We start from the raw sequence: 2,900 nt of genomic DNA on the forward strand, positions 1-2,900 counted from the left end.
TTATAATTGAACCTTATTGGAATTGAAATTTCTTAGAAACGAAAGCAGCGGTGCACTGTTTCAAGGTTATAATTGAACCTTATTGGAATTGAAATTGTCGTAAAGTCTTTCCCACGTCTCATCGTCAACAGTTATAATTGAACCTTATTGGAATTGAAACCGCAGATTGGTTCAAGTAGTGATTACGCGAACGATGTCATTATTGAACCGCATCGGATTTTGGGCGTAATAGACATTCGGGAGGTTATTTACCTGCCAAACATCTATTACCCCAGCCGGTTTATTCCCAATATTCCTTATCAGTCTTGATGTCAAGCCAACCGGGAATGCCATTTTTGGTGATGTGATAAAAAGAACGGGTGGTTTGTTTTATCTCGTCATAGACGGGGGCTTTGTCACGGGGGAAGATCCCTACTTTATTATCTTTGTAGAAATAAATCAGACCATCGGACTGCATGATGATAGAGTCGTTGTCTATTGGAAAGATTATTTTTCCCGTGACTTTAACGGTTGGGTAAATCTCTGTTTTCTCATCCCAATCATATACACGTTTGGTTATCAACTTCGGTTTCACATTCTTCGGCTGCTTATATTCATAGGCCACGATGCCGAATTTCCCTTTTCTGCCTACTCTTATCCATTCCGGGTGCATGTCAATCTCGCCGATAATCCAGCTGTTTCCAGTGCGGTGAAATGATTTCTGGCCATCAAGGAATGCCACAGAGTCTGTTGGTAAAAGGTCAGAAAGCCAATAGCGTTCATCTTTATCTATTGGTGTTCCGGGGCCGTTGGTGTAGATTTGCAGTTGATAGCAGCCTTTCTTTTTGAGGATGGTATGTTCCCAGTGAGGCACCGTTCCGCATAGTCCAATCCTCCTCTTGTCTGGACTTCCAATATCTTCTCCCATTTCATCATAGTAGACGGCTCCCTTTTCGTTCAACACTTCGATGCATCCAACCTGAGTGTCTGCAACTTCTTTTACCACCTTTGGCTTTCCTATATTTAGTTTGTCAAGGTAGAGATTGAAAACATCAAACTCGTTTCCTCGCTGTGCAATGATAAAGCGGCTGTCGTATTTGATAGAGTCATACTCTTCTTTCAGCACATTCTGGCCAAGCTGATCCAATAGTATGTATTTTCCAGTCTCGGTCTGTTGGACACCATAGTGCCTTTTTATGTTGAAATACTGAAAGTCATATGGCTTGGAACCGTTATATTTTTCCCCGGCATCTTCTATCTCTACGGGCTTAAGTCGGTCAAGGGTACTATATATTATCCCACCTTCCGGATTAGGAAATATCATATATGGAATGTAACGGTCGTAGAGCAGGAATATCCGCTTGCCTCCTTTGATTTCCAAAACTAATGGTATTAGCTGTTTCGTATTCGTGGAGCGCCAGGTTACAACCGAGTCGGGAATATCGCTTGATAAGGTGGAGTAGTTATATACATGCTTTCCATCTTCATAAACAAGCTGCTGCATGATGGCAAGTTCCGGTCTTAAAAACTTCAGCACATACGTAGACTTCCTACCTTCCCGCTTCCATTTCCCGTTGTCGTTGACGGTGAAAGCCTTGCCAATATATGAGTTAAAATCTGCTGTATGCAGGTCTTTAGCCTCAATAAATTTTTCTTGAGAATCATCGATGTCTTTTCTGTTCAGGGTGTCTTCATGTGAATTTAGCTTCCATTTTATCGGGTTCATGTTCGACGATTTATCCAATATTGTCTCTTTGCTTTTTAATTCTAAGCTTTTTCGGCTATACTGGTCGGGGCCAATCTTGGTGTAGACGTCAATGTTATAGCCTGCGCCATTAAAACTGATGGCATCGACATCGGGCAGTGAGAGACATTGTTGCGCATGCATACTTGTTGCATGGTAACAGCAGAGAAGCAAGAGAACGAATAGCTTTTTCATAAGTGTTCATTATTGGTTTTGTGAACAAAGATAAGGATTTCAATGGGGAAATGCTAATTTTTTGAAAGGAAAAATGAAGAAAATAAGAATAGGAGTAGTGTTAGAAAAGACAGAAATACTGGTTTTGATAACGGATTTTCCTGCCTTGTTTTCTTGCATATATCAGGAAAAATTGCGAATATTGCAGCGTGAATTGCGATGCCCTGTATAGGAAGGTAACGCAAAGGGAAACAGAATTCATGATAAGATATCATATCAGACGCATTTGGAATTGGTTGCACCGCATGGGGTATTCGCGCGGTTTTGGGGTTCAGTCTCCGTCGGCATATAGCTTCATCCGCTATGTGTTGAATGAGCATTATCCCTATTATGCCTATGCACCACTGTGTGAGAAGCATAAGGCGGAGAGTCACGCCACGAAGAAGAAAGGACGTTTGTATTTTCGTTTGGCCAATTTTGCACAGGCAACGTGCTGGTATGACTATCTTTCTGAGACCGAAGCTTATGCCGACTACGTGTGCGCGGGCTGCCAGTCTACGGTTTTCAAGCCTATTGATGCCACTGCCATTCCGCAGCATTTCCGCATTGCCCGCCTCTCTATGAAAGGTGATTATAAGGCAGTCTATGAAGCTCTTTCTGCTGTGGCAACAGCCGATTCCATTCTGATTTTAGAGGGAATCTACGACAATAGAGACACAAAGGCTTTTTGGAAGCAGGTGGTAGAGCGTGTGGAAGCAGTCACCACTTATGACCTCTATTCCTGTGGCATTGTGCTTTTTGACACTTCTAAGTTCAAGCATCATTATATCGTTAATTTCTGATTAAGCCTTTGCTCGTTATATTTTCTTGCCACGGTCGTGCGTTCTGAAAGGCTGTTTGACGTTGGCCAATGGCGTGTTAAATAGGGTGGGGACTCTAACCGGGTTGCGGTATTGGAGGAAAAAGGGGACCTCCCCCGACCCCTCCCAAGGAGGGGAGCACG

Annotated in this window: 2 protein-coding genes and 1 CRISPR repeat array; of the genes, one reads left to right on the forward strand and one right to left on the reverse strand. The window is 42.9% G+C overall.

Annotated features, from left to right (window positions below):
• Positions 1–161: a CRISPR direct-repeat array (repeat unit 28 nt; unit sequence TTATAATTGAACCTTATTGGAATTGAAA).
• A 119-nt stretch (positions 162–280) separates the two neighbouring features.
• Entirely contained in the window at positions 281–1,918 is a 1,638-nt protein-coding gene (locus HMPREF2983_RS08580; protein ID WP_070667748.1) for a hypothetical protein, read from the reverse strand.
• 239 nt (positions 1,919–2,157) lie between these two features.
• On the opposite strand from HMPREF2983_RS08580, the gene HMPREF2983_RS08585 reads away from it, so the two are divergent.
• Complete coding sequence (locus tag HMPREF2983_RS08585) at positions 2,158–2,739, forward strand: hypothetical protein (protein ID WP_070667787.1); 582 nt, start codon at positions 2,158–2,160, stop codon at positions 2,737–2,739.
• Positions 2,740–2,900: the final 161 nt, after the last annotated feature.

This window comes from Prevotella sp. HMSC077E09, from assembly GCF_001814685.1.
In the GTDB taxonomy this organism is placed as follows: domain Bacteria; phylum Bacteroidota; class Bacteroidia; order Bacteroidales; family Bacteroidaceae; genus Prevotella; species Prevotella oris.

Coding starts and splice junctions, on each gene's coding strand:
- HMPREF2983_RS08580 (WP_070667748.1), bottom strand. CDS start 1,918: ATGAAAAAGCTATTCGTTCTCTTGCTTCTCTGCTGTTACCATGCAACA.
- HMPREF2983_RS08585 (WP_070667787.1), top strand. CDS start 2,158: ATGATAAGATATCATATCAGACGCATTTGGAATTGGTTGCACCGCATG.